Source organism: Fibrobacterota bacterium (assembly GCA_019509785.1).
Taxonomy (GTDB): Bacteria; Fibrobacterota; Fibrobacteria; order UBA11236; family UBA11236; genus Chersky-265.
Window position 1 is genome coordinate 59,850 of sequence record JAEKLQ010000022.1, and the last position, 22,238, is coordinate 82,087.

A 22,238-nucleotide genomic window follows, 5' to 3' on the forward strand; every position below is an offset into this window, starting at 1 on the left:
ATCATGCTCGAGAAAATCATCACCTGGTCCATCCGCAACCGCATCCTCGTCCTATTGTTCACCGCGCTCGCCATCGGCCTCGGCATCTACGCCTTGTCCACCACGGCGGTGGACGCTCTGCCCGATCTCAGCGACGTTCAGGTCATCGTCTACACCGAGCACAAGGGGCAATCGCCCCGCATCGTGGAAGATCAGGTCACCTATCCCCTGACCACCGCCATGGTTTCGGTGCCGGGGGCCAAGGTGGTGCGCGGCTATTCCTTCTTCGGCTACTCCCTGGTGTACGTCATCTTCGAGGACGGCACGGATATCTATTGGGCGCGCAGCCGCGTGTTGGAGTACCTGAACTACGCGCAGAAGCGCTTGCCCGCCGGCGTGGTGCCGACCCTGGGCCCCGACGCCACCGGCGTCGGCTGGGTGTACGAGTACGCCCTGGTGTCCGACAAACGCTCGCTCCAGGAACTGCGATCCATCCAGGACTGGTACCTGAAATACCAGCTCGCCAGCATCGAAGGCGTAAGCGAGGTGGCCAGCGTGGGCGGCTTCGTGAAGCAATACCAGGTCAATGTCGATCCCGTGAGGCTGCAGGCCTTCGGCATCCCCATCGGCATGGTGGAAATGGCCATCAAGAAGGGCAATTCCGACGCCGGCGGCGAGGTGATCGAGATGGGGGAGGCGGAGTACATGATCCGCGGCCTCGGCTACCTGAAGAACCTGGACGACATCAAGAACATCCCCATCATGATGAATAGGGAAACCGGCACGCCGGTCTATCTCAAGGACATCGCCGACATCGCCATCGGGCCCGAGATGCGGCGCGGCATCGCCGAACTGGACGGGAAAGGGGAAGTGGCCGGCGGGGTGGTCGTGATGCGCTTCGGTCAGAACGCCTTGCAGGTCATCGATGCCGTGAAAAGGAAGCTGGAGGTCCTGAAGGCCGGCTTGCCGGCGGACGTGAAGATCGTGCCCACCTACGATCGCTCCCAATTGATCCACCGCGCCGTCGACAACCTGAAGCACAAGCTGATCGAGGAAATGATCATCGTCGCGATCGTATGCGGGATTTTCCTCTTGCACTTGCGCAGCGCCTTGGTGGCCATCTTCACCTTGCCGGCCGCCATCCTGCTGGCCTTTTTCGTGATGCGCCTGCAGGGAATCAACGCCAACATCATGTCCCTGGGCGGTATCGCCATCGCCATCGGCGCCATGGTGGACGGGGCCATCATCCTCATCGAGAACGCCCATAAGCACCTGGAGCAGGAGAACCTGAAACCGGAAAACGAGCGCCGGCCGCATTGGGACGTCATCCTGGACGCGTCCAAGGAGGTGGGCCCGGCCCTGTTCTGGTCCCTGCTCGTCATCACCGTGTCCTTCATCCCCGTCTTCACCCTGGAGGCCCAGGAAGGCCGCCTCTTCCGGCCCTTGGCCTTCACCAAGACCTATTCCATGGCCGCCGCTTCCATCCTGGCCATCACCATCGTCCCCATCCTCATGGGTTTCTTCATCCGCGGGAAAATCCCGCCCGAACATCGCAACCCCATCAACCGCTTCCTGATGCGCGTCTACCATCCGGTCGTCGATTTCGTTTTGCGCTTCCCCAAATGGGTGATCGGCACGGCCGTGCTGCTGGTATTGGTCACCATCATTCCTTTCCATAAGCTGGGATCGGAATTCATGCCGCCTTTGTTCGAAGGCGATATCCTCTACATGCCCACCACCCTGCCCGGCGTATCGGTGACCAAGGCCAAGGAAATCCTCCAGCAGACGGACAAGATCCTGAAGACCTTCCCGGAAGTCGAACAGGTGTTCGGGAAGATCGGGCGCGCGGAGACGGCTACCGATCCCGCCGGCCTGGACATGGTGGAGACCACGGTCCGCCTCAAGCCCGAGCAGGAATGGCGGCCGGGCATGACGCCGGAAAAGCTGATCGAGGAGATGGACGCGGTCCTGAAGTTCCCCGGCCTCACGAACTCGTGGACCATGCCCATCAAGAACCGCACCGACATGCTCTCGACGGGCATCAAGACCCCGGTGGGCATCAAGATTTCCGGGCCCAACCTGGATACCCTGCAGATGATCGGGCTGGAGGTGGAAGCGCTGATGCGGAAGGTCCCGCATACGGCCTCCGCCTTCGCCGAGCGCGCGGTGGGCGGCACTGAAGCGGGTCCTGATTCCCTCGCCTTCGGGGCAACAGGTGCCGCTGGGGCAGATCGCCGAACTGACGCCCACGCGGGGGCCCATGGTCATCCGCACCGAAGGCGCCCGCCCCAACGCCTGGGTGTTCGTGGACATGCGCGGCACCGACATCGGGTCGTACATGAAGGAGGCCCAGAAGGCCATCGGGGCGCACTTGAGCCTTCCGCCGGGCTACAACCTGGTCTGGAGCGGCGAATACGAATTCATGCAACGCGCGCAGAAGCGCCTCATGCTCGTGATCCCGTTGACGCTCTTCATCATCCTCATCATCCTGTACCTGAATACCAAGTCGATGGCCAAGACGGCCATCGTGCTGTTGGCGGTACCCTTTTCCCTGGTCGGCGCGGTATGGTACCTGTACCTGCTGGGCTTCAACATGAGCCTGGCGGTATGGATAGGCCTGATCGCCTTGGCGGGCCTGGACGCGGAGACCGGCGTGGTGATGCTGCTTTACCTGGAGCGCGCCTACGAGGCGGCCAAGGGCAAGGGCCTGATGAACAATCTCAAGGACCTGAAGGCCGCCATCGATCATGGCGCGGTCATGCGGGTGCGCCCGAAGATCATGACCGCCTCGGTGATCTTGGCGGGCCTCATCCCCATCATGTGGAGCCACGGCACGGGCTCCGACGTGATGAAGCGGATCGCGGCCCCCATGGTGGGCGGCGTGCTGACTTCGGTACTAATGGAATTGGTGGTTTATCCGGCGATTTACAGGTTGTGGCGAGGCAGAGGTTTACCGAGGGGCTGATTCCACAAGATGGACGATCCAAGGCCCGGGTCCCGGCGTTGCTACGAACCAATCATTCGGACCGGCGAGCACATTCCTGGCGGCCGTACGCATACGGACGCGCCCCTGGATATCCTGAAAAACCAGGACGGCGGACATGGGGAAGGGCGAATTGAATTGCAAATGCAGGCCGCCGAAAGCCTCCGGCCGGATCAAGCTCGTAGGGAATTGGATCGCGCCGCGGGTACCCTTTGTGATCGATGTCGTAAAAGTACCTGATGGGAAGGCCGCCCATTTCAGGCTATCGGCGGTAAAAGCGTAAAACCGGTTCCCGAGCACCGCGATGGATTGCGGCATCCCTGCATTGGCCTCGACCGGGGAGGCGTTGCCCGGGAAAATCCAGTTCTTCGAAGTAAACACCCAGGAATTATTTCCGGATGCGATGCCGGAGTAGCTAGCGCGCAAGGACGGGAATACCGAAGTGTCCGGACGCGCCCAAGTCTTTCCGCCATCCGTGGAGATTTGATCCTTGGCATGCGCCACAGCCGGATCGATGCATCCGAACTCCAGCGGGTGCGCGAGCAGCGCGGCGCCAACGGGCAGGACCTGCCAAGTCCCTCCCGGACAGGAAGTCGATAAAGGCTGCTGCCAAGTCGCGCCCGCGTCCCTGCTCGCATACAACTTTCCCTGGGCCTGGGCGAAAAGGGAGTTTCCGATTGCCGCCATAATGCTGCCCGGCAGATTGCCGAGCATCCGCCAGGTGGAATCCAGGCGGTTCCGCAAGTAATATTCCGAAGGCCATCCCCTTACCGCCAATGAATCCGTGGCGAACAGCAAACCGCCCAAGCTGGTTTTCCCGAGGGTATCCAACGCCCTCCAGTCTTCGCCGGCATGGGCGCGAAACCAGATCCAATTCGCGGTGGATAAGAATATCCCTCCCAATCCCCGGGCCAAACCGGCTGGCACGGAAAAATCCAGCGGCGCCGGGGTCGGACTCCACGAGGCTCCCGAGTCGGCGCTTTCGAAAAGCCCGATACCCGTCAGGCAACTCAACCGGCCATCTTGTGCGACAAAAGTTCTTCCCAAGCCTACCGGAAGCTTTCCCGCATTTCCATGGATCTGCGGGAACCATCGGGCAACGGAATCGCGCATGCGGGCGCCGAAAACGCCTTGGGTCGAAATCCACCGGGCTTCCTTTCCGATCAGCGCGACGCGGGAACCGCCATTTCTGTTAGGCAAGCCGTATGGTTGCTGCGTACTGTCGAAAACCCAGGCACCCATCTGAGCGATCCCATCCCCGATTTGAATCGGTGTTGGATCGATATGACCGAAGGACAACAGGGTGCTCATTTTCGATCCGGCGCCGGTGCCGAGGTAAAATCCGTTCCGGGCCAGGATGAATATGGAGTCGCCGCGGGTTTCCAGATTGTAGACCGGTACGCCGGAGGGATCCGGGGATTCGGATTTCCAACTCGCGCCGGAATAGGAACTGGAATAGAGCCCATACTCGGTAGCCGCCCACCATTGGCCGCTCCAAACGATTTTGTCGTGCACGACTTGAGGCAGAGTGGGCAGGTATTCCCAGGTTTTCCCTTCATCCGGGGATAGCGAGAGGCCGAGGGATCTACCGGCCGTAATCAGGCTGTCCTGCGCCCCAAGGTTGCCTGCGGTATAGAGCGTCGAATCCAAGGGCGTCCAGGTGGTCCCCAAATCGCCCGACCGATAATCGTGGCCGGCATTGGTGGTCAGCCAGAGATAGTCTGTCGAGCCGACCATGCTGTAATACTGATGCGTTGGAAGGATGGATTCGGGGAGGGGTTTTTTCTGCCAATGCCGGCCGGAATCCAAGGTAACATAGAGGGTACTATTGTCGCCGAGCAAGGCGTACGCCGTTCCCATGCGCTGGAAACCGCCCAATTGCGCGGTCTCTTGAATGTCCGCAGGGGTCCGATCCGACCAATGCGCCCCGTTATCCACCGAGAAATAAAGCCAGGGTTTCCCGTTCCTGAGGAACCATGCCACCCAAGGCCCATAGTAGTCCAACAGCTGGAATCCTTGCGAGAGGGGTTGGGCAGCAACGGGATTGACCGGAAGGGTCGACCATGTGCGGCCCAGGTCTTTGGAAACGGCGAGGGTTTGGGACGTGTCCGATTCCTTGCATATCCAGGTTCCCTGGGACTCGACGGCGGTCATGCAATGGGATTGCGCGCGGGGGACGGGCCTCCAGGTGGCGCCCCCGTCGGTGGACCGCAACGCCAGCCGGTTATTGGGAACCATTTCGCCCCCGCCGCGATCCGTATACATTACGTCGCCGATGGCGAGCAGGCCGCGGGCATCCTTCTGCAAATTCAAAACCTGGTCACCCCAACCCATGGCGGCTACTTCCCAGGCTGATTGATCGTTCCGCGTCACGCGACGTAAAACCGCGCCGGGGACGGACATCAACAAACCGGATGGACTGGGAAGGTATTTCACTTGAGCCAGAAGCACGCCGGCGTCGCCGTATGCCGAGGAGTCGCTGGGAAGGAGAAACGGGTCCAGGCAAGCCGCGCCGCAAGCGCTCCAATGGCTTCCGGAATCGTCCGTGACCCACCAGGCTTTTTTCGCCGTGGCCGCGAAGATGCGCCCCATGTGCATTTTCAAACCGGACAACTTTCCCGAGGGGAAAGGCGTCGTCAACCATTTGCGCGCCAGGCCGGCCGTATCGGTGACCAGAATGCCGCTGTCCTCGGCGACCCATAGTTTCGCGCCCACGCCCAATAGCAAACTGTCGGTAACGGGTTTGGAGTACGGCAGGGATTGCCAAACGGGAGCCGAATGAACGGAGGCGGCGGTCCCGGCCAATACCAGGAGGCTGATTTTCAAGGGCCCATATCGGGTAGGGCGCATAGGACCTCATTCGGGCCGCGGGAAGATTCCGGAGGACGGATTAAACCTAATCCCTTGGTCCTTTTTCCAGGGGGAGATTCGGAGGGGAAAGCGGGGTTCGGAAGGGGCCCGCCACGTGGGACGAATTGCTCAAGATCCGGCGGACCGGCGCGGGATCCTGGTTTTGATTTAAATTAGGGGTGCCGGCGTTGCGGGAATCGGGGGAGCACCATGGAAAAAGGTCATAAGCGGAATTGGCCCATCGCGATTTTCGCGTTCATTTTGATCGCCCAGGATGCGCCCGCGCGCCTCCAGATGGTGCTGCATTATTACAAGACCGGCTATAAGGAGTGGGCCGGCGGGGTGGCCGCCTGCCGGGCCGCCTTGGACAGCTTGGGGAACGAGTACCACTTCACGGTCAAGCATAGCGCGGATACCAACGATTTGATCAAGGTGGCGGATTACGACCTGGTCGTATTCGACAATGCCACCGATGCGGGAGGGGTAACCGGCGTTCCGGGCGCCCCCCAGATGGCATTAAGGAAATACATGGAGGCGGGCGGAAAGTTCCTGGCTTTCGGCGCCGCCGCCGATCACCGCGGCAAATGGGACTGGTACGATACGGTCTTGTTCAGCGGCGCGCGGTTCCAGAGTTTCGGCTTGGACAATTGGGCCGGCTTGTACAGGCCTTTCCCGCCCCCGTCGGGCTGGGATCCGGAGTTGCTCGGCATGTGGGGATTCCTCCGGGATTCCCTGAAAATCCCCGTGGATTCCGTTTTGGTCGGATCGGCCGTCGCGCATCTCAACATCGATATCGCGGCGGCGCCGGGAATAAAGGTCCTCCAGGAAGTGCGAGGCGCCAACGCCTGGAACACGTACGGGGAGGGATTTACCTGGACCAGGCAATTCCCCGCCCATGGCGGCCGCATGCTGTATACCGCGTTAGGCCACCAGGCCAACGATTGGACCGATAACGGCGCCTGGCTCAGGAAGGCCACCTACGGATACATGAAATACCTGATGGGAGATTTCATCATCGACCTGGCTCTCGCACCGCCCGGCATCCATGCCAGGGGATCGAGGCTGGAAGTCCGCCGGGATCGCAGAGGTAGCTTGCGTGTTACGGATGTCCGGGGGCGGCTGGTGCCTTCCGCCCCATTCTAATCGGGGCAGGAATTCGCGGCGTCCCCGCCGTCGCCGTTCCCTTTATCCTTCCCCTTGCCGTCGCCCGCCAGCTTACCCAGGCAAAGGCAGGGGAGAAGCAAGCAGCCATCCAAAATCGCATCGACGATCACGTGGAAATGCGTGGTCTTGCCGCTCCCGTCCAGGGCATGCACCGTTATGGTCGCCGATCCCGCGCCCGACCCATGGATGCCGTTCGCGGTCACCTCGGCCACGCCCGGTTTGCTGCTTGTCATTTCATAGAGAGGGGATGACGCGTTGGAGGGAAGCACGCTCACCGGCGCCGACTTGGTTTCGCCTACGGAGAGGCGCAGGTCCGTGGCGGAAAGCGATTCTATGAGGATAGTCGTTCCCACATGAATCGAAACGGTATCCTTCTTTTCCTTTGGCGGCGACACGGGCTTGGCGGCCACCACCGATCCGGAGTCGGATGGCGTCGACGGCCAGGGCGAGGAGAAATCCCGTTCGTTACACCCCCACAATACCACGAGTCCGAAAAATGCCGTGTAAACGCGTTTTAAAACGACCATACTACCACTCCAAGCGCCAAGGACAAGCCTCCCAGAAGCCCGAACTTACGCGTCTCCGAGTCCTTTTCGATCACGCGGGAGCGGGCCGGATCGGCTTCGCTGCGGACTTTCGCCGCTTTGAAGTCGTTGTATGCCTGATCCGCCTGGGCATGGGATTGCCAGGCCATGTAACCGAAGGCGCCGGCCCCGAGGACGGCCAAACCGACGGTCGACCCCTTGAAGAACGATTTCCACGGATGCCGCGTGGGCGGGACCGGGCGGGCGGCCACGGGGCCTTCTTCGCCCAAGGCCGTCATGAAGCGATCCTCCAGGTTCAGCAAGGACGCGTAGTCGGTGGTCTCGCGGGAGGGCCAGGCGCGGATTTTCCTCCCCGCGGATACGTCGTAAAGCGATAGATCCATCGCGTATTGGCCGCCTTCGTTGCGGACCTCGGAACGCAACAGATAGCGCACCCCCATTTGCTTGCCTAAGGCCAGCATGTCCGAGCCGCCGGATTCGGAAAATGCCGAACCCCCCAGGCCATGCGCCGAGGACGGGCCGGTGCCGGAGGCCGCGGCTTCGTCGCCGCCGGCCGTGGCCTTGGAATGGTCCAGGTCCAAGGCCGCCACCAGGGCATCCAACTCCGCCGGGCCGAGCATGTCGTAGGACCGGGACGCGTAGGCATGCGCCAAGGCGCGGTGCAAGGCCACGCGCGATTGCGGGGTGGACTGGCCGCCATCAATCACCCCCAATAGCCCGAGGCTGGGATGCTTGCGCAGGTCGAGGCTGGCCGGCTCCAGGTCGGAAACGGCGAATTTGAGCGGGCCTTCCAGGATGGTTCCGCGGCGCGCATGGCGGGTATCGCCGGGACGCTTGGGGGCTTGCCCGACCCGCGACCAGACCATTTGCGAAGAGGGGATATGCGCCAGCCCTATGGTATAGGCGTTCACCTCGGGCAAATCGGTGGAGGTTCCGAACAGGACGAATTCGCTTTGCAGCGCGTTGCCAGCGTCGAATGCGCATTGGAATTCGGAACATGGATGATCGGGATCCATCCCCAGGTCGCGCAGCTGTTTCTCGGCGCTGTCCGCGGAAAAGACCTTCCAGGCGGGATTCTCCGCCAGGCTATGGCGCAATAATTTCCCGGCCACTGGATCCGGCATGCCGGTGGTCAAATCGACGGGATCGAGGACCGTCACCGTGCGGGGGCCGGTGGCGGAGGCTTCCGGGACGGGCGCGTTCGGGGCGCCTGCGAAGGCCGCGGGGATGCAGAGCATCCATAAGGCTAAGGCCGCGGCGGCGGGCCTCTTCGGAAAGAGGCATCCGACGCGGCCGGGTTGCGGGTTACCGGCACGCATCAATTCTGAAAAAAGAACATTACAGGAACCAGCGCAATGCCGCGTTTGTCCAAGGAAAGAACCTTGTGAATTCGCGAACAGGAACCCATCAGTGCCCTTGGGAGCGCTAGTACCGAAGCGCGACCCATATTTTGCGCTTCCCCCGGTTTGCTAATTTACAGCTTCGGATTCCCCAAGGAGCGCCTTTGTCCAGACCCGTCGGCCGCATTTCCCTGATCGTCGTCGCTGTTGCAATCGTAGGGGTTTTGATTTACGTGAAGCCTAAAAAGAGCGATGTCGCCGGCGCTCCCGGAGGAGCGGGCGCTCCAGTAGGAGCGGGCGCTCCTCCGGCAGCGGGCGCCCCAGCGAACGCTTCTGCCGGGGCGGGGTCCGCCAAACCCTCCGCCCAGCCTGTTGCGTCCGGTGCGGGAAGCGCGACCTCCGCTGCGGGAGGCGGTTCCGCGGCCCCAGGCCCCGGTGGGCCCGCGGTTTCGGTAACGGGCCGGATCATGCGCGCCGATCGCCTGGAAAACTCCATTACCAGCTCCGGAAACGTGCTCGCCAATGAGGACGTGGAGATCCGCAGCGAGGTGCAGGGGAAGATCATCCGCATCGCCTTCAAGGAAGGCGGCCGCGTCAAGAAAGGCGATCTGCTGGTCAAAATCGACGATTCGGAGTTGCAAGCCCGCTCGCTGCAGGCCCAGGCGCATCTCAAGCTCGCCCAGGACAATGAATTCCGCATGCGCAAGCAGCTGGAAATCGAAGCCGTCTCACAGAAGGATTACGATCAGACGGCGAGCGAGCTGACCCTGGCCAAGGGGGACGTGCAACTCTTAAAGGCCCAGCTCGCCAAGACCGAGCTACGCGCGCCTTTCAACGGGATGGTGGGCCTGAAGCAGGTCAGCGAAGGCGCTTACGTCAGCCCCAACACCTTGATCACCACTCTGCAGGAGATTGATCCCGTGAAGATCGATTTCACCGTGCCGGGCAAGTATTCGGGCTTGATGAAGCCCGGGCAGATCATCCGCTTCACCATCCAGGGCTCGGATGCCCGCTTCCAGGGCAAGGTCTACGCGGTGGATCCGCGCATCGATCCCGAATCGCGCACCTTGCGCCTACGCGCGGTCAGCCCCAACGCCGAAAGCCGCGTCCTCCCCGGGGCCTTCGCCACCATCGAAGTGCCTTTGCAAACGGTGGAGTCCGCCCTGACGGTGCCCAGCGAGGCCCTGTCCGCCGATGCCCGCGGGGCCAAGGTCTTCCTGTTCCGGGGCGGCAAGGCCGAGGCTCGTCCCGTGCAGGCCGGCCTGCGCACCGACTCCCTGGTCCAAATCACCAACGGCCTCGCCGCCGGCGATACCGTCATCACCTCGGGCGTGGTCCAGATCCGCCCGGGGGCGCCCGTGACCCTGGCGCATGTCGATTAAGCGTCCCAGCCTTCCCTCCGCCATGGAGAACGTATTGTGAGTCTTTCTTCTACAAGCATCCGCCGTCCCGTCCTCGCGACGGTCATGTCCATCCTGATCACGGTCTTCGGCATCATCGGCTACCTCTACCTGGGCGTGCGCGAATTCCCGGCGGTGGATCCGCCCACCATCACCGTCACCACTACCTATCGGGGCGCCGCCGCCGACATCATCGAAAACCAGATCACCGAGATCCTGGAAGAATCGATCAACGGCATCTCGGGAATACGCGACATCAGTTCCATCAGCCGCGAGCAGCAGAGCACCATTACGGTCGAGTTCGATCTGGGGACGGATCTGGACGTGGCCGCCAACGACGTGCGCGATCGCGTTTCGCGCGTGGCGCGCAGCCTGCCGGTGGACGCCGATCCGCCCACGGTGGCCAAGGCCGATGCCAACGCCTTCCCCATCATCATGGTCACGGTGCAGAGCGATAAGCGGGACATCCTGGACGTAACCGCCATCGGATCGCGCCTGAAGGATCGCTTGCAGACCATCGCCGGCGTGGCCGAAGTGCGCATCTGGGGCGAGAAGAAATACGCCATGCGGCTGTGGATGGATCCGAAGAAGCTTTCGGCGTACGGCCTCACCGTGGTGGACGTGAAGAACGCCCTCAACGCCGAGAACGTGGATCTGCCTTCGGGGCGCATCGAGGGCCAGAACACCGAGTTGGCGGTGCGCACCATGGGCCAGCTCGCCACCGTGGAGGACTTCGACAACCTCATCGTCAAGACGGACGGTTCGGCCATCGTGCGTTTCAAGGATATCGGGCATGCCCAGCTGGGCGCCGAGAACGAGCGGACCATCCTGAAGAACAACGGCATCCCCATGATCGGGCTGGCGCTTACGGCCCAGCCGGGGGCCAACAACCTGGCCATCGCCAAGGAATTCTACAAGCGCTTCGAAAAGCTGAAGGACGACGTTCCCGACGACGTCAAGATCAGGCTCGGGTTCGATAGCACCCGTTTCATCCAGCGGTCCATCGACGAGGTGAAGGAGACCATCATCTTCGCCTTCCTGCTGGTTTTGCTCATCATCTTCCTGTTCCTGCGCGACTGGCGCACCACCATCATCCCCGTGCTGGCCATTCCGGTTTCACTCATCGGCACCTTCTTCTTCATGTGGCTGGCGGGGTTCACCATCAACGTGCTCACCTTGCTCGGCATCGTGCTGGCCATCGGCCTGGTGGTGGACGATGCCATCGTGGTGCTGGAGAACATCTACGCCAAGATCGAGCATGGCATGGATCCGGTGGAGGCCGGGCATAAGGGCGCGGCGGAAATCTTCTTCGCCGTCATTTCCACCACCTTGGTGCTGGGCGTGGTCTTCCTGCCCATCGTGTTCCTGCAAGGCTTCACGGGCCGCCTGTTCCGCGAGTTCGGCGTGGTGGTGGCGGGCTCGGTGTTCATCTCCGCCTTCGTGTCGCTGACCCTCACGCCCATGATGACCTCCCGCATCGTGAAAGGGCACGCGCGCCATAGCCGCTTCTACGAATGGACCGAACCGTTCTTCACCCGCTTGCAGGACGGCTATCGCGATAGCCTGGCCTCCTTCCTGCGCGTCCGCTGGATGGCGCCGATCATCCTGGTGGCCGCCTTGGCCGGAGGCGGCTGGTTCTTTTCCCACCTCAAGGAAGAGCTGGCGCCCATGGAAGATCGCAACATGTTCATGATCAACGCCACCGCCCAGGAAGGCGCCACTTTCGATTACATGGACAAGTACATGGACAAGCTGATCAAGCTGACCACCGCCGAAGTCCCGGAATCGGACGTGATGCTTTCGGTCACCGCACCCGGCTTTTCCGGCTCGGCCGGCGTCAATTCGGGCTTTATCCGCCTGTACCTGATCGATCCGGAGAAGCGCACGCGTAGCCAACACCAGATCGCCTCCCTCATGTTCGCCAAGGCCAAGGGCCTGACCGGCGCGCGCATCAACGTCGCCGAGGATCAGACCATCCAGGTCGGGGCGCGCTTGGGTTTGCCTATGAACTTCATCATCGAGGCCCCCACCTTCCAGAAGCTGAAGGAAATCCTCCCGAAGTTCCTGGAGGAGGCCCGCCAGGATCCCGCCTTCTCCGTGGTGGACGAGAACCTGAAGCTGAACAAGCCCGAGTTGCGCGTGGAAATCGATCGCGATAAGATGCGCACCCTGGGCGTGAACGTGCTGGACGTGGCCACCGCCCTGCAACTCGCCTTTAGCGATCAACGGTTCGATTATTTCGTGAAGGACGGGAAGCAATACCAGGTGATCGGCCGCGTGGCCAAGGAGTTCCGCAAGGAGCCGAGCGATCTGAAGAACCTCACGGTCCGCAACAAGCGCGGGGAGCTGGTCAGCCTGGACAACCTGGTGAGCTACCGCGAGCAGATCAATCCGCCCCAGCTCTATCGTTATAACCGCTACGACTGCACCACCATCTCGGCGGGCCTGAATCCCGGCTACACCCTGGGGGACGGCATCGTCGCCATGCGGCGCATCGCAGCCAAGGTGCTGGACCCCAGTTTCTCGACCGAGCTGTCGGGCCCGGCGCGCGATCAGGAAGAAGCCTCGGGCGGTATCGCCTTCGCGCTGGTGCTGGCCCTGGTTCTCGTCTACCTGGTGCTCTCGGCCCAATTCGAAAGCTATCTCGACCCCTTGATCGTGATGTTCACCGTTCCGCTGGCCTTGTGCGGGGCCGGCCTCGCGCTCTGGTACTTCAACCAGACCCGGAACATCTTCAGTAACATCGGGGCCATCATGCTCATCGGCCTGGTGACCAAGAACGGCATCCTGATCGTGGAGTTCGCCAACCAACGGCGACGACATGGGCTGGACAAGCTAGAGGCGGTCAAGGACGCGGCCGCCTCGCGTTTCCGCCCCATCGTGATGACAAGCCTGGCCACGGTGCTGGGGACCTTGCCCATCGCCCTGGCCCTGGGCGCCGGCGCCAAGAGCCGCATGCCCATGGGCATCGTCGTGATCGGGGGCCTGCTCTTCTCCCTGGTCCTGACCTTATACGTGGTGCCCGCCATGTACAGCTACCTTTCCCTGCGCAAGGACCTGGGGCCCGAAGGCCCGGACGACCTCTTGGCCAGCAACGGGGTTCCCGCGAAACCCGGAACCGCCAATCCGACTGAAGCGGGCCGCGTGCTTCCGGCGGGTCGCTTTCGCGAGCACGGATGAACAACATGAAGATGATCTTGATCGGCGCCGAGCGCGCCCCTAATGCCGCCATTCAATGCATTCCGACCATGCTAACCGGAGTCCTTCTCCCCGCCGCCTTGGCCCTGGCTACCGCCGTCCAGGCCGCGCCGGTGCTTACCTTGGATCAGGCCCTGGCCATCGCCCTCGATTCCAACCGCAACTACCGCATCTCCGAATTGGATGCCCGCACCGCCGCCGAGGCCGTATCCTGGGGCCGCGCCGGGGCCTTGCCCTCCGTGGATGCCAGCGGGTCTTACGTCAAAAGCGTCAACGACACTCGCCAGGTGCGCGTGGGCTCGTCGCCGGAAAGCGTGTCCGGGGCCGAATCCAGCACCAAGCTGGCCGGCATCAACGGGACCTGGACCGTGTTCGAGGGTTTGTCCTCCTTGGCGGCGCACAAACGATTGGAAGCCAGCGCCGCCCTTTCCGATGCGGGTCGCGAACAGGCCCGCCAGACCTTGGCCTCCCAGGTCATCCTCGGCTATAGCGACGTGGTGCGGCAGAGCCGGGTGCTGGCGGCGATGGATTCCACCGTGGCCCTCTCCCGCGAGCGCGTCAAGATCACGCAAGGCAAATACGGATTCGGGGGCACCTCCAAACTAGAACTGCTGCAAGCGCAATTGGATCTGAACTCCGATCGGGCGGATAGCCTGAAACAGTCCTTGGGCCTGGACGCTTCCAAGCGCCTGCTCAACCGGTTGTTGACCCGCCCCGACACCCTGGCCTTCGAAGCGGAGGATTCCATCCCCTTGGCGGCGGCTCCCGATCTCGAGGGCCTGCGCGGGCGGGCCATCGAAATCTCCCCGTCGCTCCGCCAGGCCGCCCTTACCCGCAGCGTTTCCGATGCGGCCTTCCGCGAATACGTGGGTAAGCTCTTCCCGGCGGTGGGGCTTTCGCTGGGCTACAATTACAACCTGGCCGAATCCCAAGCGGGATTCCTGCGCACCAACGAAGCCGAGGGCGTCAGCTACGGCATCAACGTGAAGATGAACCTGTTCGACGGGTTCACCTTGCGGGACGATTGGCGCGCGGCCAAGCGCTCCATCGCCAAAGCCGACCTGCAATACCAGGAAGCTCGCGCCGCCTTGGAAGCGGCCTTCTCGGAAGCGGCCCAGGCCTATCGGGCCAGCATGAACCAGCTGGCCCTGGAGACTTCCAACGTCGCCTTGGCGCGGGAGAACATGGGCATCGCCATGCAGCAATTGCGCCTGGGCACGATCGCCTCCTTGGAGTTACGGGCCGCCCAGGAGAAATTCGTGGCGGCCGAAACGCGTCTGGTCTCGGCCCGCTTCGAGAGCAAGCGCGCGGAGACGGAGCTATTGCTTTTGGCGGATGGGCTGGCGCCCAAGTAAGCAGAGGGCCGATCGGAGATCCGTCGCCCTTTTCCCGCTTGGGTTTTCCGATTCCGGTTTAGTAGCCTTTTCCCGGAGGCTGCTTATGCGAATCCCAGGCTTATGCGCAATGCCCCTCGCCCTGGCGGTCTTCATAGCGCACCCGGCTGCCTCCGCCGCGGGCGTGGATGCTTCCAGCATGAATGGCAAGGTCCTGGTCGGATACCAGGGCTGGTTCGATTGCCCCATGGGCGGCGCCGGCTCCTGGATCCATTGGACCCGCGGCGGCGTCCCGACGGCCGCCAACCTCACCGTCGACATGTATCCCGATTTGCGCGAGTTCGGCGGGGCCGACTTATGCGCCTCGGCCGGCATGACCGTGGGCGGGAAAACGGCCGGATTCTATTCGGCGCGGACCTCGGCGGTGGTGGACGCGCATTTCCGCTGGATGGAGGCCTACGGGATCGACGGCGCATTGGTACAGAGATTCGTGACGGAAATCGCATCGAAACGCCGGGGCGGCGATATCGTCCTCAAGAACGTCATGCGCGCCTGCGCGGCGTCGGGGCGCGCTTGGGCCGTCGAATACGACGTTTCCGGCGCGCCGGATCCGGGCTTCGCCGCCCTCATCGAAGAGGACTGGCGCTATCTGGTGGACAGCCTGGGGATCGGCGCCGATCCCCGTTACCTCCACGAGGGCGGACAGCCGGTCATCGCGGCGTGGGGAATGGGATTCACCGACGCGCATCCGCCCGCCGATCCGGCCGCGGCTACCGCCTTCATCCGCTGGTTCCACGCCGACGCAGACGCCCGCTACCGCGCCTGGTTCATGGGCGGCGCCCCGGCCGGATGGCGCCGGCTCGAACAGGATGCCCGCACGGATTCCGGATGGAAGGCGGTGTACGCGTCCATGGACGCCGTCCAGCCTTGGACGGTGGGACGTTACGTCGACATCGCCGGAGCGGACGGATACCGGCAGAACTCCCTGGCGCCCGATCTCGCCCTCGCCGCCGCGGACGGGAACGCATACTGCCCGGTCATCTTCCCAGGGTTCTCCTGGAAGAACCTGAACGCCGGCCCGGCCAACCAGATCCCGCGCCGCGGGGGCCGGTTCCTATGGCGCCAGGCGATGAACGCCAAGGCCGCCGGAGCGCAATCCGTGAAGATCGCGATGTTCGACGAGGTCGACGAAGGCACGGCCATTTTCAAGCTCGCGCCCACGCGCGCCGACGCTCCCGACCAGGGATATTGGCTTACGCTCGATGCCGATGGGGAAGCCTTGCCGTCCGATTGGTACCTGCGCTTGGCCGGAGAGATCGCCAAGGTCTTCCATGGCCAAGCGCCCATGGCCGATAGCATCCCCATCAAACCCACGGATCCCAGCCCCATCCATGCGCCCCGGGTACGGGCCGTTCCCTTGCGTTCCGCGGAAAACGGCCGCGCGGAGTTCTTCGATTTCCTCGGCCGCCGCTGGGCCTTACCGCTTCAAACCGAAATCGAATCGCCCAGGTAAGGGGTCAGGGTCCTGCGCAGGATTTCGAGGATGATGGGTTTGCTCAGGTAATCGCTCATCCCCGCTTCCAGGCAGCGGTCGCGGTCGCTGGCCATGGCATTGGCGGTTACCGCGATGATGGGCATGGGAGCCGTTCCCGTTTCCTTTTCCCAAGCGCGGATCCTGCGGGTCGTTTCGTATCCGTCCCATCCCGCCATTTGCACGTCCATCAAGGCGACGGCGTAACCGCCGCGTTTCGCCATCTCCACCGCGACTTCCCCTTCGCCGGCCACCTCCACGATGCAACCCATTTTTTCGAGCATCTGCGCCGCGACTTTCTGGTTCACCACATGATCTTCGACGAGGAGGACCTTCGGAAAGCTTTTGCGCGCGGGCGCCTGCAGGGGTCCGTCACCCTGAGGGGCCGAACCGTTTTCCCCGGAGGACGGTTCCTTATCCACCTTCCGGAGCGGCAGGGAAACGATGAAGGCGGAACCGAAGCCCGCGCTGCTTTCCGCGCGGATATCCCCATCCATCAGCAGCGCGAGGCGCTTGCAGATGGCCAGGCCCAACCCGGTTCCCCCGTAACGTCGGTTGAATCCGGAGTCGACCTGCGAAAACGGCTGGAACAAGAGGGCCAGCTTATCTTCGGGAATGCCGATGCCGGTATCGACGACGCGTATTTCCACGGCGAGCTTGCCTTCGGAAATGGGCCGCCCCGCGACTTTGACGCGCACCGAGCCTTGGTGGGTGAATTTGACGGCATTGCCGCAGAGGTTCGTCAGGATCTGGCGGATACGGCCGGCGTCGCCGAAGAAATATTCGGGCAGGTGGCCCGGGTAGTCCAGCGAAAGCTCCAGCCCCATCTCCATCGCGCGGGGCCGGAACAGGCCGCAAACCTCCATCATGACGATCTTCAAATTGAAAGGGGCCGGTTGCAAACCGATCCGGCCGGCTTCGATTTTGGAGAAGTCCAGGATCTCGTCCAGGATCCGCAGCAAGGCTTCTCCCGAAGTCTGGATGGTGCGCAAACCGTCCTGCTGCTGGGGATCCAGCCGCGAACCTTGCAACAGGGACACCATGCCCAATACGCCGTTCATCGGCGTGCGTATTTCATGGCTCATCGTAGCCAGGAATTCGCTTTTCGCCCGGCTGGCGTTCAGGGCTTCGTCCTTGGCTTTTACCAAGGCATCGAAGGTTTCCCGTAATGCATGGGTCCGTTCCTCCACCAAGGCTTCCGCATGCGCGTGCCGCCCGGTCAACATCCACAGGAACAGCGCCAAGAGGGCCGTGAAAAGCAATCCCGTCACCAACACCACCCATACCGTCCAGGCCCGGCGCGCCTTCATGAAGCCGGGCGTAGCGGCGAATTCCATCACCCAATTCCGGCCGCCCACCTGGATTTCGCGCGTCCATTTCAGGGGCGACGTCCCTCCGGCCAGCCCGAACCCGCCTGGAACGGCCCCCTCCCTGAAGGCAAGGTTGGAAGAAAACAATTCGCGCGCCTCCGGCGGCGCGGCGGAATCGATGAGGCGGAGGGCGATGCCGGCCGTTAGATCAGGACCGCAGGCCTTCCCCAATATCTCCGGGAGACGGAACGCGGCCACCAGCAAACCGCGAACGCTATCCCGGTCGGCGGGGGACCAGGTCATGGGTAACAGGCTGCGATAGGCCGCCGCCGCGCGCAGGGGACGGAAGGCGTAATGTCCCGCGGGCCTTTTGATCCGGGATTCCATTTCGGTATTGCTGGCCGAGTCCAGGCGCTTGCCGGCGTTGCGCGAGAAGTAGAGGCGGGAGGTCACGCCCGTGCCTCCGCTTTCCAAGGCGTATGCGATGGCCGCTTGGCGCAAGGGTTCGTGGGTCAAGGTCATGCCCACGGCGTAGGAGAGCTTGTCGGGGGCGACGTAGAACAGGGGATATTGCTCGGCGCGGGGCCGGGGTTCCGTCGGGAATCCGATGCTGTCCAAATCGTAAATGCGCCAAGGGACCACTCCCTGCCTGGCGGCTTCCTTCGTCCAAAAGGCCTTGGTCGCCTCCGTGATCCTGGGCGCGTATCCCATCCCCACCAATCCCGGCGTACGCGCCATCAATCGCATGGCGAACAGCCGGAATTCGTCCTTGTCGACCGATTGCGAACCCGCGAAGAAATCCTCCACGTCGTCCAAGCCCGACAGCAAGGTTTCCACCTCGCGTTGGATGGAATTGGAAAGCACCAAGGAACGATGTTCGAATTCCGTGCGCAAGTGCTGCCGTTCCCAGTTTTCCGCCCATGCGAAGCAGATCGCTACCGTCGCCAAGGTGGCCGCGACGGGAAGCGCGACGGTCAGCCATCGCGATCGCCACACCTGCCTGTTTTTCCGGATGCTATTTGTCGGGTCGGCCATGGGATCAAAGAGTATCAAACACGGGAGGAGCATAGGTAATCCGGGGCCGTTTTTCAAACAAACCGGCCTTGGCGGACGGCCATGATCGCGCGAAACCGGGCATGCGCCCGGGTTTCCATCTTGGAACGGGGCCTGGGCCAGGGTACCTTTCGGGTACCCGGGCTTCCGCCTGCCGAATCGAAAACGAGGGGAATATGATAAGACATTGCGCCGTGCTGGCTATTTTCTTGGTCGGCTGCGCATCGACGTATTCGACGAACAATTACCAGGAGGATGCGAAGGCGGAGAAAGCCGTCTTCAAAGGCGAGAAGCTCTTCATCGCTCCCTTATCTTCGATTGCCGTCTCGGCAGGGAACTCGTCCGCCAAGGTGGATAGCGGCAAGCAGGCCCTTCTCATAAATAAGGACACCCTCGCGCGCGTCTACAATGAGGGCCTCAACGCCCGCTTCCGGAAATCGTTCCTCAAAGTGGAGATCGTACCCGAACCCGACTTCGCCCGCTATAACGCGGCCCTCACCGATGCCGCCCTGGAAGAGAGCATCCATTACTACGGGAATGGCAAGGCGGAGTACTATTTCAAGCATCCGAAACGCGAGGTCCTCGATTCGCTTGGGATCCGGGCCGATCTCATCTTATACCTCACCAGCCTCACCGTTTCCATCAAGGATGTCCCGGCCTCTTCTTTCAGAAACGAGGGCGGAGGCGGATCATGGCAGACTACGGGGGTAAGCTTCCACGGCGGGAGCGCGCCTACGGTGAACCAGACTTTCGTAGGCGGCGGCGGGATCGAGATCCTTGCAGAAGGGTTTAAGCCGAAGCTGACCGCCTTCGCGAAGTACATCCTGTGGGATTACGGGAAGTCGGCGGCGATCGCCTATGGGCAATTCCAGATCGAAAGCGGCGTGAACGCGGACGATATCCGCGGGCATTGGGAGGACATCTCCCGCACCGTTACGGACCGGATAACGTCCCACGTCTTCAATCTGGATTAGGCGCGGTCGATCCCCACTAATAAAAGATCGGATACCGGAACCCGCGCCGCCCTCTCCGTGCCGAGCGGAATTTCCCGGGAATCGCGGTTCCGGTCCCGCGGTTCTCCGCGAATTTTCCAAATCTGACGGCGCATCCCGCACCTCAATTTTCTCTTGTCCTCGCTTTGGCCTAAAAAGAGATTAGTAGGGCTCGGAAGCACCCTAGCGAGGAGATCACCTTGAACGAACTCAATTCATCCACGGAAATCCCCTCCTCCCTCGAAGACATGGGGATGGCCCCGGAAGAGAGAGCGACGGGCGAAGACGGAACTCCCGTCCGCGGGCCAAGCGTAAAGAAGACCCTGGCCCCGAAAAAGGAAAAGAAGAGCGGATCGGATCGGAACCTGCGTTTCCTAGGCGATGATTCGGGCCTGGCGACCTACCTGCGGGAGATCAGCCAATCCCAGAATCTCACTTTGGCGCAGGAGGCGGAACTGGCCCGGAATATCCGCGCCGGCGATAAGGACGCCCTGAACACCTTGGTGCAAGCCAACCTGAAATTCGTGGTGGCCGTGTGCCGCAATTACCAATACCAGGGCCTGCCGCTCGGCGATTTGATCAACGAGGGCAACCTCGGCCTCATCCGCGCCGCCAAGCGCTTCGACGAGACCATGAACTTCAAGTTCATCTCGTACGCGGTGTGGTGGATCCGCCAGGCCATCCTTTCGGCCCTGGCCGATCAATCGCGGGTCATCAACATCCCTCCCAGCCGCGTAGGCACCATCCACAAGATGGGCAAGACCAGCGTGAAGCTGGAACAGAAGCTGGGCCGCGCCCCGACCATTTCCGAATTGTCCGAGGAGATGGGCGTATCCATCAACGAAATCCACGAGAGCCTGCAATTGAGCTCGTCGCCGATGAGCCTGGACGCCCCGGTCAAGGACGGGGAGGACGGCCGCCTGGAGGACGTGCTCGAGGATCATAACGTGGATAGCCCCGACAAGAGCACGGTGGCCTACACGCTCCGCGAGGAGATGAAGGGCATCCTCTCCTCTTTGGATGAGCGCGAGGAAAAGGTGGTGCGCTTGTACTACGGCATCGGGCTGGATACCACCTACACCCTCGAGGAGATCGCCCAACGCTTCAACCTGACGCGCGAGCGCGTGCGTCAAATCAAGGAGAAGGCCCTGAAGCGCCTGCGGCATCCGTCGCGGCTCCAGAAGCTGGAACGGTTCAAGGCGTAATCGCCCGATGCTACCGTTCAACTACGAGAACGACCCCGGCGGCCCCAAGGGCGCCGGGGTTCCCTATAACGGCTACACCATCCTGTTGGTGGACGACGACGATCAGGTGAGCGCCCTGGCGCAAGACAGCCTCGCGGCCCAGGGTTACCGGGTACTCGCCGCCCGCGATTCGGATCAGGCCCTGCGTCTGTCCGACGAGCACCCCGGGCCCATAGACCTGTTGATCACCGATCAGGTGATGCCGCCTTTCATGAGCGGGCATGAGCTGGCCACCTGCCTAAGGCTGTTACGGCCCGACCTGAAGGTCCTCTACATTTCCGGCTACGGCGCCACCGACGGGGTGGTCGACGAAGTGGGCGACGCCTTCGCGGGATTCCTGGCCAAGCCCTTCTCGCCCCGGAACCTGGTCGACAAGGTGGAGGACCTGATCGCCGCCGAAGACCCCGATGAGGTGGAAGCGGAGGAAGAAGAAGTCGAGACCGAAGAAGAGTAACGGCCCTTCCGCCTCCGCGCCCCTCCGAGCGGTTTCGCCGCCACGACGATGAGCAAGCCGGAAGGCTTTCCCGGCCCCCCGCCGTCCCAGTCGCCATAAGCCCGTTCCAGTTCCAGTCCGGCCGTCCGCAACAGAGCCTTCACTTCGCCTAAGTTCCAGGTTTGCGCGCTGGCCGCCGGAGCCTTTATCCTTCCTCTTTCCCCTGCCACCCGGGCGATGAGCCTGCCGTTGTCGGGATCGAAGTCCACCTTGGCGTTTACGGGCGCGCCGCCGGCTTGGATGGAACGGGTCCCGGTCCTTTCCCAAGCGCGATCGCGATCGAGCAAGTGGAAGCATAAGAGCCCTCCCGGCCGCAGGGCGCGGCGCAAGGCCCGCAGGCGTTCCGCGGGATCGGCTTCGAACCCCAGGGCTCCCGCCAGGAAAATCCGATCCAGCCCGCCGACGTCGGGAAAAGCGCCGGCCACTCGATGGCCCAGCCGGGTTAACTCGGCGGTTACCCCTGCCGGGGCCCCATGGGCGGCGATCGATTGGCCGCCGAACAAGTACAAGGCGTTGACCAGGAAAGAGACCAGGGTCGGCGTATCCCCCGGGATTTCCGGATCCAGTGCCGCTTGCGCGGCGAGCGCTTCGATTGCGATGTCCATCTTGCCCTCCGTGAAACGAAAAACGAAACAAAAAAAGAAGCCCGCTCGGAGGAGCGGGCTTCGGTAAGGCGAGGTTGATTCCCCGAACGCCTATAAAGACCCGCTCCTCCCGTTCCCATGTTTGCCGGTCATGGCATCCGGGGTCCGGACGCAACGCGCGCATACGCGCTGGCACGGCCGGGCCGGAATGGGAGCGAGGATTGATTGGGTGGATCGC

General features: G+C 62.6%; 12 protein-coding genes and 1 pseudogene. 9 read left to right on the forward strand and 4 right to left on the reverse strand.

The features are described from left to right. The first annotated feature begins 3 nt into the window (after positions 1-3). Positions 4-2,944 (forward strand): annotated as a pseudogene (locus JF616_01610) (efflux RND transporter permease subunit). On the opposite strand, the gene JF616_01615 reads toward JF616_01610, so the two are convergent. Beyond that, positions 2,930-5,812 (reverse strand): hypothetical protein, encoded by a 2,883-nt coding sequence (locus tag JF616_01615; GenBank protein ID MBW8886427.1) that lies wholly within the window; start codon positions 5,810-5,812, stop codon positions 2,930-2,932. The pseudogene JF616_01610 and the gene JF616_01615 sit on opposite strands and share 15 nt — an antisense overlap. Before the next feature lie 210 nt (positions 5,813-6,022). Between JF616_01615 and JF616_01620 the strand changes: the two genes are divergently transcribed. Beyond that, a complete protein-coding gene (locus tag JF616_01620; protein ID MBW8886428.1) occupies positions 6,023-6,955 on the forward strand; it encodes a ThuA domain-containing protein in 933 nt (310 codons plus the stop codon). Here the strand turns inward: JF616_01620 and JF616_01625 are convergent. Continuing rightward, a complete protein-coding gene (locus tag JF616_01625) occupies positions 6,952-7,503 on the reverse strand; it encodes an Ig-like domain-containing protein (protein ID MBW8886429.1) in 552 nt (183 codons plus the stop codon). The genes JF616_01620 and JF616_01625 overlap by 4 nt on opposite strands. Then, the gene (locus tag JF616_01630) at positions 7,491-8,840 is read right to left on the reverse strand and encodes a hypothetical protein (GenBank protein MBW8886430.1); all 1,350 of its coding nucleotides are present in this window, start codon (positions 8,838-8,840) and stop codon (positions 7,491-7,493) included. Before JF616_01630 ends, JF616_01625 begins: the two co-directional genes overlap by 13 nt. A gap of 488 nt (positions 8,841-9,328) precedes the next feature. On the opposite strand from JF616_01630, the gene JF616_01635 reads away from it, so the two are divergent. The 4 genes from JF616_01635 (at position 9,329) to JF616_01650 (ending at position 16,306) form a co-directional block, all read left to right on the forward strand. Next, a complete protein-coding gene (locus JF616_01635; GenBank protein MBW8886431.1) occupies positions 9,329-10,243 on the forward strand; it encodes an efflux RND transporter periplasmic adaptor subunit in 915 nt (304 codons plus the stop codon). Between the two features lie 36 nt (positions 10,244-10,279). Continuing rightward, a complete protein-coding gene (locus JF616_01640) occupies positions 10,280-13,441 on the forward strand; it encodes an efflux RND transporter permease subunit (GenBank protein MBW8886432.1) in 3,162 nt (1,053 codons plus the stop codon). 5 nt (positions 13,442-13,446) lie between these two features. Continuing rightward, on the forward strand, positions 13,447-14,814 hold the full coding sequence (locus JF616_01645; GenBank protein ID MBW8886433.1) for a TolC family protein: 1,368 nt from the start codon (positions 13,447-13,449) through the stop codon (positions 14,812-14,814). 109 nt (positions 14,815-14,923) lie between these two features. Further along, positions 14,924-16,306 carry a xylosidase/arabinosidase gene (locus JF616_01650; GenBank protein ID MBW8886434.1) on the forward strand — a complete coding sequence of 461 codons (1,383 nt, stop codon included), beginning with the start codon at positions 14,924-14,926 and terminating at the stop codon, positions 16,304-16,306. Here JF616_01650 and JF616_01655 read toward each other — a convergent pair. Continuing rightward, positions 16,279-18,630 (reverse strand): response regulator, encoded by a 2,352-nt coding sequence (locus JF616_01655; GenBank protein ID MBW8886435.1) that lies wholly within the window; start codon positions 18,628-18,630, stop codon positions 16,279-16,281. The two genes, JF616_01650 and JF616_01655, sit on opposite strands and share 28 nt — an antisense overlap. Positions 18,631-18,863: 233 nt before the next feature. On the opposite strand from JF616_01655, the gene JF616_01660 reads away from it, so the two are divergent. From JF616_01660 to JF616_01670, 3 genes are all read left to right on the forward strand, one after another. Beyond that, the gene (locus tag JF616_01660) at positions 18,864-19,661 is read left to right on the forward strand and encodes a hypothetical protein (protein ID MBW8886436.1); all 798 of its coding nucleotides are present in this window, start codon (positions 18,864-18,866) and stop codon (positions 19,659-19,661) included. A 272-nt stretch (positions 19,662-19,933) separates the two neighbouring features. Continuing rightward, on the forward strand, positions 19,934-20,884 hold the full coding sequence (locus tag JF616_01665; protein MBW8886437.1) for a sigma-70 family RNA polymerase sigma factor: 951 nt from the start codon (positions 19,934-19,936) through the stop codon (positions 20,882-20,884). 7 nt (positions 20,885-20,891) lie between these two features. Then, the gene (locus tag JF616_01670) at positions 20,892-21,377 is read left to right on the forward strand and encodes a response regulator (GenBank protein MBW8886438.1); all 486 of its coding nucleotides are present in this window, start codon (positions 20,892-20,894) and stop codon (positions 21,375-21,377) included. Positions 21,378-22,238 lie beyond the last annotated feature (861 nt).